Origin of the sequence: Amycolatopsis benzoatilytica AK 16/65 (assembly GCF_000383915.1) — a bacterium.
GTDB lineage: Bacteria > Actinomycetota > Actinomycetes > Mycobacteriales > Pseudonocardiaceae > Amycolatopsis > Amycolatopsis benzoatilytica.
In genome coordinates this window covers 2,215,835-2,223,479 of the sequence record NZ_KB912942.1, presented here as the reverse complement: position 1 = coordinate 2,223,479, position 7,645 = coordinate 2,215,835, and the positions used below count along the sequence as shown (strand labels likewise).

Annotated in this window: 6 protein-coding genes; 4 read left to right on the top strand and 2 right to left on the bottom strand. The window is 69.1% G+C overall.

Annotated elements, in window-relative coordinates; translation table 11 throughout:
- Positions 1-132: 132 nt before the first annotated feature.
- The gene (locus AMYBE_RS0110270) at positions 133-1,788 is read left to right on the top strand and encodes a flavin monoamine oxidase family protein (RefSeq protein ID WP_020659288.1); all 1,656 of its coding nucleotides are present in this window, start codon (positions 133-135) and stop codon (positions 1,786-1,788) included.
- A gap of 113 nt (positions 1,789-1,901) precedes the next feature.
- Here the strand turns inward: AMYBE_RS0110270 and AMYBE_RS0110265 are convergent, their stop codons facing one another.
- Complete coding sequence (locus AMYBE_RS0110265) at positions 1,902-3,308, bottom strand: class I adenylate-forming enzyme family protein (protein WP_020659287.1); 1,407 nt, start codon at positions 3,306-3,308, stop codon at positions 1,902-1,904.
- A 211-nt stretch (positions 3,309-3,519) separates the two neighbouring features.
- On the opposite strand from AMYBE_RS0110265, the gene AMYBE_RS0110260 reads away from it, so the two are divergent.
- The 3 genes from AMYBE_RS0110260 to AMYBE_RS0110250 are packed head-to-tail and all read left to right on the top strand — an operon-like array spanning position 3,520 to position 7,202.
- The gene (locus AMYBE_RS0110260; RefSeq protein ID WP_020659286.1) at positions 3,520-4,902 is read left to right on the top strand and encodes a glycosyltransferase; all 1,383 of its coding nucleotides are present in this window, start codon (positions 3,520-3,522) and stop codon (positions 4,900-4,902) included.
- 25 nt (positions 4,903-4,927) lie between these two features.
- Positions 4,928-5,986, top strand: coding sequence for a DegT/DnrJ/EryC1/StrS family aminotransferase (locus tag AMYBE_RS0110255; RefSeq protein WP_020659285.1), 1,059 nt, complete (start codon positions 4,928-4,930; stop codon positions 5,984-5,986).
- A 43-nt stretch (positions 5,987-6,029) separates the two neighbouring features.
- Positions 6,030-7,202: a cytochrome P450 gene (locus AMYBE_RS0110250; RefSeq protein WP_020659284.1), complete on the top strand. Its 1,173-nt coding sequence runs from the start codon at positions 6,030-6,032 to the stop codon at positions 7,200-7,202.
- Positions 7,203-7,219: 17 nt separating this feature from the next.
- Here AMYBE_RS0110250 and AMYBE_RS0110245 read toward each other — a convergent pair whose 3' ends face one another.
- Positions 7,220-7,525, bottom strand: a complete 306-nt coding sequence (locus AMYBE_RS0110245) for a hypothetical protein (RefSeq protein WP_020659283.1) — start codon at positions 7,523-7,525, stop codon at positions 7,220-7,222.
- Between the last annotated feature and the right edge of the window lie 120 nt (positions 7,526-7,645).

Here is a 7,645-nt window from a genome sequence, read left to right as displayed (position 1 = left end):
ACCGGCGGAATTGCCCCGCCCCGACCGGGCCGCCGGCGATTGTCTGGGGATTTCCCTCGATCCGCTGGGGGACGCTTCGGCGGCACCAGGCCGTGCGGCGTCTGCCGCGTTCTCCCCGGGGAGGCAACCGAAATGACCCTGACCGGCCGGAGCCCGATCACCATGTTCGGACCGGACTTCCCCTTCCCCTACGACGACTGGCTGCGCCACCCGGCCGGGCTCGGCAGGTTGCCCCGCCACCGCCTCGGCACCCCGGTGGCGGTGGCGGGCGGCGGGATCTCCGGCCTGGTCGTCGCATACGAACTCATGAAACTGGGCCTGCGGCCGGTGCTCTACGAGCCGGGCGAACTGGGCGGGCGGATGCGCTCGGTCCCGTTCGAGGGCCATCCGGACTCGCTGGCCGAACTGGGCGCGATGCGGTTCCCGACCTCGGCGAGCACCCTGTTCCACTACCTCGGCCTGCTCGGGCTGAAGACCCGGCCGTTCCCTAACCCGCTCGCGCCGGGCACCCCGAGCACGGTGCTGGACCTCGGCGGGGTCGTGCACCACGTGCGGACCGCCGACGAACTGCCCGCTGCCTACCTCGAAGTCGGCGACGCGTGGGAAAAGGCGCTGCAGGACGGCGCGGAACGGTCCTCGGTGGAGGACGCGATCCGCCGCCGCGACGTACCCGCGCTCAAATCGGTCTGGAACCGGCTGGTCGCCGAGCTGGACGACCAGTCGTTCTACGGTTTCCTGGCCGCCTCGTCGGCGTTCGAATCCTTCCGCACCAGGGAGGTCTTCGGGCAGATCGGCTTCGGCTCCGGCGGCTGGGACACCGACTTCCCGAACTCGATCCTGGAGGTCCTGCGGGTGGTCTGCACCCACGCCGACGACGACCAGGTGAGCATCCTCGGCGGGGCCCAGCAGCTGCCCGTCGGCCTGTGGACCCACCCGCCGGAGAACCTCGCGCACTGGCCGGCCGGGACGTCCTTGTCGTCGCTCAACGCGGGCGCCGTCCGCCCGGCGGTGACCCGGCTGAGCCGTTCCGGCGAGGCCATCACCGTCGAGGACAGTTCCGGCGAACGACGCGATTTCGCCGCGGTCGTGTTCACCCCGCACGTGTGGACCCTGCTCGGCCAGGTCGACTGCGCACCGGAACTGCTCAGCGTCCCGCAATGGACGGCGGTCGAGCGCACCCACTACATGAACGCCTCCAAACTGTTCGTCCTCGCCGACCGGCCGTTCTGGCGCGACCCCGACCCGGTCACCGGCCGGGACACGATGGGCATGACCCTCACCGACCGTATCCCGCGCGGGGTCTACCTCTTCGACGACGGACCGCAACGGCCGGCGGTGATGTGCCTGTCCTACAGCTGGAACGACGATTCGGCCAAGATGGGCCCGTTGGACGACGCCCAACGGCTCGCGATCGTCCTGCGGCAGCTCAAAGCGATCTACCCGGACGTCGACATCGCCTCGCACATCGTCGCCGGGCCGATCAGCGTCACCTGGGAACGGGAACCGCACTTCATGGGCGCGTTCCGCGCCAACCTGCCCGGCCACTACCGCTACCAGCGGCGGCTGTACACCCAGTTCATGCAGCGCGGCCTGCCCGCCGCGCAACGCGGGTTTTTCCTCTCCGGCGACGACATCTCGTGGACCGCGGGATTCGCCGAGGGTGCCGTGACGACCGCTCTCAACGCTGTCTGGGGCGTGCTGGACCACCTCGGCGGAGCCACCCACCCGGGCAATCCCGGGCCTGGGGACCGGTTCGCCGAACTCGCCCCGGTGGAGCTGCCCTACTGAACCGCTGCGGAGGCCGGCCCGCCGAGCCACCTGAACCTGCCTCGCCAGGCCGTACTCGAGCCAACCGTCCGGCATCGCCGGGCAGGGGCACGCACCCCTGCCCGGCGCCTGGCTCACACCGACGCCGCCAGCTCCGCCAACCGCTTGCTGTCGGGTTTTCCGTTCCCGTTGAGAGGAAAACTCTCGACGACGGCCATCCGGCCCGGCACCTCGTAGTCGGCCAGCGCCGCTCTGGCCACCGCGCGCCAGTGGTCCAATCCCCTGGCCTCGTCGTCCTGAACGAAGGCGATCAGCTCGCTGCCGATGCGCTCGTTCGGGATCGCGATGATCTTGGCGACGCACCCGGCCTCCGCCAGCCGGCGTTCGATCATCTCCGGGTAGAGCGTGTAGCCCATCCTGTGGACGGCGCGTTTGCGGCCGAGGATGCACAGGCTCCCGTCCTCGGTCAGCCGGCCGAGGTCCCCGCTGCGGTACCAGCCCTTCGCCGCCGGTTCGATCTCACCGTCCTCGCCGAGGTAGCCGGTCATGATGTCCGGGGTGTCCACCAGGACCTCGCCCGCTTCGCCCGCCGGCAGCTCGGCGCCCTCGTCGTCCACCACGGCCAGCCGAACGCCCTCGACCGCCCGCCCGCAGGCGACCGGGTTGTCCAGCGTCGCGAAGGCGACGTTGCCCAGTTCAGTGCTGCCGTAGCTGTCGAGCAGGCAATGCCCGGTTTCTTCGGTGTAGCGCTCCGACAGGCCCGGATCCAGCGGCGCGGCACCGGAGCAGAGCATCCGGGACTCGGCGAGCACCCGCAGCAGCTCAGGCCGCTGCCGGGCGATGTTGAGCATGCTGCGGTAGGTCGCCGGGGTGGCATCGAACACCGTCGCCCCGCACCGGCCCGCCATCCGCAGCGCGTGGTCGAGCCGCCGGTAGGGAGCGACCACCAGCGAGCACCGGGCGAGCCACGCAATCAGCACCATGGACAGCCCGTACTGGTGCGAAAACGGCAGCAGCGGCACGAGCACGTCGCTCTCGACGTGCCCGACCTGCTCGAGGTTGCGGCGCAGGTTGTCGAGGAACGAGCCGCCGGTCTTGACGATCGCTTTCGGCACGCCGGTCGAGCCGGAGGAGAACATGACCAGGCCGTCGGGAAGCTCCCGCCACGGCTGGACGTCCAGGTCCGCGGCGGTCGCGCTGCGGCCCGCGGAGTACAGCTGAAGTTCGTAGGTCGTGTAGCACGGGACCTCGAGGGCGGGCAGCACGGTTTCGTCGCCCGCGACACAGAATTCGACGCGCGCCTGGTCGATCAGGCGCGTGGTGGTCTCGGCCCGCTCCTGGTGGTCGATGAGCACGATCGACGCGCCAAGGTGCATCAGCGCGAGCAGCGCTGTCGCGTAGCCCGCCGAGTTCTCCGATTTCAGCAGCACCCGGGTGGACCGGCGCACTCCGCGGTCCCGCAGTTCGGCCGCCATCCGTACCGCGTCGGCTTCCCATTCCCCCAGAGTTCGGACGCTGTCCGGACCGCACAACTTCGCCATGGTCGAACCTCTTTCCTCCGTGTGAGCGGGTCGGCCCGGCGCTCCGAGGCGGCCCGGTGCCCAGGGTCCACGCCCGCCTTCCAGGAAACCCCCAGAAATTCCGGTCCAGGGGGAGCGCGCGTCGACATTAGTGATTTCCTTGGCTTCTCCGTGAGACAAAGACCATGCGTCGCAACGGAACCCCCACCCGCGCACCGCGGAAAGGCAGCCCATGGATTCGCCCCGACGGCCGATTCTCTTCGTCAGCTCTCCCGAAAGCGGTCTGCTCAACCCGATGCTGACCCTCGCCGCGGAACTGTCCGGCCGCGGCGTCGAAAACCTCTGGTTCGCCACCGACGAACCCCGCCGCGCCGAAATCGAAGGAATCGGCTCCGGAACGCCGGTGGAATTCGCCTCGCTCGGCGAGGTGGTGCCCGAGATGTCCGCGGTGACCTGGGACGACGAAACCTACCGCGCGGTGACCCAGTCCTCGCGGTTCAAGGCCCACCGCGCGGTCCTGCGCCACACCGTCGATCCGGAGCTGCGCGTGGGCAAGTACCGCGCGCTGGAAGCCGCGGTCGACAAGATCGGCCCGGCGCTGATGGTGATCGAAAGCCTGAGCCTGTTCGCGGTCGAACTGGCGATCACCAGGAAGATCCCGTTCGTCCTGAGCGTCCCGTTCATGCCCAGCAACGTGCTCACCTCCCACACGCCGTTCTCGAAGAGCTACACGCCTTCGGGGTTCCCGGTGCCGCATTCAGGGCTCCCCTATCGGATGAGCCTGACCCAGCGCATCGAGAACCGGCTTTTCAAGCTGCGCACGTTCGCCATGTTCCTCGCGCCGAGCATGGCCAAAGTGGTCGCCAAAGACGGCCCGATCCGGGCGGAGCTCGGCATCGCGCCCGAGGCGCGCGGGCAAATGGCCCGCATCGACGCGGCGGAAACGGTCCTGGTGTACTCGGTCCCGGAGCTGGACTATCCCTTCCCGGTGCCGGCGAAGATGCGACTGGTGGGCGCGCTGGTGCCGCCGTTGCCGCAGGCCCCGGACGACCGCCAGGTCTCCGCATGGCTCGACGGCCAGGATTCCGTGGTCTACATGGCTTTCGGCACAATCACCCGGCTGACCCACGACCAGGTCCGCGGGCTGGTCGAGGTCGCCCGCCGGCTCGAAGGACGCCACCAGGTGCTCTGGAAGCTCCCGGAGGCACAGCAGGAGTACCTGCCGCCGGTCGGGCAGCGGCCCGCCAACCTGCGGATCGAAAGCTGGCTGCCCTCACAGCTCGACGTCCTCGCCCACCCCAGCGTCAAGGTGTTCTTCACCCACGCCGGCGGAAACGGCTACCACGAAGGGCTGTACTTCGGCAAGCCCCTCGTGGTGCGCCCGTTGTGGGTCGACTGTCACGACCAGGCGGTCCGGGGCGAGGACTTCGGTGTGAGCCTCACCCTCGACCGGCCCGAGACGATCGACCCCGACGACGTGGTCGACAAGCTCACCAGGGTGATCGGCACCAGCTCCTTCCGGGAGCGGGCCGAGCATTTCGCCGCGCTGCAACGGGAGGCGGGCGGGCGCGAGGCGGCGGCCGACGCCGTTCTCGCCTCCCCCGCCCTGCGCTGACCGGCCCGGAAGAAACAGGGAGACGATGACCATCACCTACCCGGTTTCCCAGCCCTGGCTCGAAGGGCGCGAACTGGACTACGTCACTCAGACCGTCAGCGACGGATGGCTCTCTTCCCAGGGACCGTTCGTCGCCCGGTTCGAGCAAGCTTTCGCCGACTACAACGGGATCGCCCACGGGGTCGCCTGTTCGTCAGGGACCACGGCGCTGACCCTCGCACTGCGGGCGCTGGGCATCGGTCCCGGCGACGAAGTGATCGTCCCGGAATTCACCATGATCGCCTCGGCGTGGGCGGTGACCTACACCGGAGCAACGCCGGTCTTCGTCGACTGCGGCGACGATCTCAACATCGACGTGACGCTGATCGAAGAGAGAATCACCTCGCGCACGAAGGCGATCATGCCCGTCCACATTTACGGGCGGCGCTGCGATATGGACGCGATCATGGCGCTGGCCCACGACTACAACCTGCGGGTGGTCGAGGATTCGGCTGAAGCGCACGGCGTCCGCCCGGTAGCGGACATCGCGTGTTTCTCCCTCTTCGGCAACAAGATCATCACCTCTGGCGAAGGCGGGATCTGCCTGACCGCCGACCCGCGCCTGGCCGGTCAGCTGAAACACCTGCGCGGAATGGCGTTCGACCCCGGGCACACCTTCCTGCACAAGAAACTCGGCTACAACTTCCGCATGACGAGCATGCAGGCCGCCGTCGCCCTCGCCCAGACCGAGCGGATCGGCGAGATCCTCGCCCTGCGCCGGGCCATCGAGAAACGCTACGACGACGCGCTCGCCGGGATCGACGGGATCACCCTGATGCCCGCACGCGACGTGCTGTGGATGTACGACCTGCGCGCGCAACGCCGCGAACAGCTGCGCGAGTTCCTCGCCGCGGCGGGGATCGAAACCCGGCTGTTCTTCAAGCCGATGAGCAGGCAGCCCGGATACCTCGACCCGAACTGGCCCTCGCTCAACGCCAGCCGGTTCAGCGAGGACGGCTTCTACCTGCCGACCTACACCGGGCTCACCGAAGCCGACCAGGCCTTCATCACCGGGAAGGTCCGCGAGTTCTTCGCCGCGGCCTGAGCCCGCGGCGCCCGGCCGGCCCGACCAACCAGGGAATGCGCACATGACGAGTACCGAGAGCACGATCGACTTCCCGTCCAGGCGGCCCGGATGTCCCTTCCCGCCGCCCGAGTACGCGGACATCCGCTCACGTCCGGGGCTGGTCAAGACTTCCCTCGGCGGCGGCGCGACGGTCTGGCTGGTCAGCAGGCACCAGGACGTCCGAGCTTTGCTCACCGACCCGAAGATCAGCTCCGACCCGTCCCATCCCGGTTTCCCGAGCTTCGGCCGGACCGGCGGCGTGCCCGCCCGGGACCAGGTGCCGGGCTGGTTCGTCGGGATGGACCCGCCCGAGCACGGCCGGTTCCGCAAGACGCTGATCCCGGAATTCACCGTGCGCAAGATCAAGGAGCTGCAACCGGAGATCCAGCGCGTCGTCGACGGGCGCATCGACGCCATGCTCGCGGCGGGCAGCACGGCCGACCTGGTGTCCGACTTCGCGCTGCCGGTGCCCTCGCTGGTGATCACGGCGCTGCTCGGCGTTCCCTACGCCGACCACGAGTTCTTCGAGGCCAAGACCCGCGTGCTGGTCAGCTTCGCCTCGACCGACGACGAGCGCGAGGACGCCGGGAAGCAGATCCTCCGTTACCTCACCCGCCTCATCGCGATCAAGCAGCAGCGGCCCGCGGACGACTTGCTCAGCCGGCTGCTCGCCGCCGGGGCCATCACGCCGCAGGAACTGTCCGGGGTGGCGATGCTCCTGCTGATCGCGGGCCACGAAACGACCGCCAACAACATCTCCCTCGGCGTGATCACCCTGCTGTCGAACCGGGAATGGATCGGCGACGACCGGATCGTCGAAGAACTCCTGCGGCTGCACTCGGTCGCCGACCTGGTCGCACTCCGGGTGGCGATCGAGGACGTGGAGATCGGCGGCGAGCTGATCAAAGCAGGCGAGGGCATCCTCCCCTTGGTCGCCGCGGCGAACCACGACGACGGCGCGTTCGCCTGCCCGGCACAGTTCGACCCGGCGCGCGCCGCCCGCCACCACGTCGCGTTTGGCTACGGCGTGCATCAATGCCTGGGCCAGAACCTGGTCCGGGCCGAGATGAGCACTGTCTACCGGACGCTGTTCGAGCGGATCCCGACGCTGGAGATCGACGCGCCGCTGGAGGAACTGCCGTTCAAGTACGACGGCGTCCTGTTCGGGTTGCATTCCTTGCCGGTCAGGTGGTGAGCCTGTTCCTGGTGCGGTCATTTCGATTCGACGTTCTTGCCGGTGCGGCGTTCGCGGTCCGCTGCCGCGAATCCGCCTGAGCGGCCGAAGCCGCCCCGGCCGCCGACGCGCTCGGCATCTTCGCTCGCCGCACGTGACCAGGCGGTCAGGAGAGGGATTGCCTTAAGGCGCCCGAGGATTCCGCACGCGTCGAGCGCGCCGGGCGGGGCGAAGGCCGGCTGAGTGCAGCAGACTTCACCGGGCCAGCGCCCGGTTAGCGGTGCGGTGCGGAAAGACAATGGGACAGCCGCGCACTGCGCGGATTCCTTCTCCACCGCGTTCACGCAGCTATCCACCTCAGCACCGCTGTGTGAACGCCTCGGCGTCCCAGCACAGCCGGGTCCAGCACGGCGAACACGCCGCGGCCGGATGGCACGATTCTCTGCTCTGCCACGGGAGCACCA